Annotated in this window: 1 protein-coding gene; it reads right to left on the reverse strand. The window is 45.6% G+C overall.

Annotated elements, in window-relative coordinates:
• Positions 1–366: hypothetical protein (locus NR112_RS23305; protein ID WP_256796472.1), on the reverse strand; the 366-nt coding region annotated here is incomplete at both ends.

Raw genomic sequence — 366 nt, forward strand, 5'->3', positions numbered from 1 at the left:
CTTTTCCCCTCCCCTTCTTCCCCTCTGCCCCCCTTCCCTCTTCTCCTCCTTCCTTCCTTTCTTTTCCCCCTTCTCCTTTTCCTCCCTCTTCCTTCTCCCCCTTCCCTTTTTCCTTCCTTTTGTCTCTCTTTTCCTCTCTTTCTCCTTCTTCCTCTTCTCCCTCTCCCTCTTTTTTCTTTTCTCCTCTTTTTTCTTTTTTTTTCTCTTCCTCCCTCTTCCTCTTTTCCTCCCCTTCTTTCTTTTTCTCTTTCCTCTTCTCTTTTTCTCTCTTCTTCTCTCTTCTTCCTTCCTTTCTTTTCTTCTCCTTCTTCCTCCTCTCCCTTTCCTCTTTCTCCTTCTTCTTCCTTTCCTTCTTCTCCCCCTTCT

Source organism: Terrabacter sp. Ter38, from assembly GCF_024519435.1.
Taxonomy (GTDB): Bacteria; Actinomycetota; Actinomycetes; order Actinomycetales; family Dermatophilaceae; genus Terrabacter.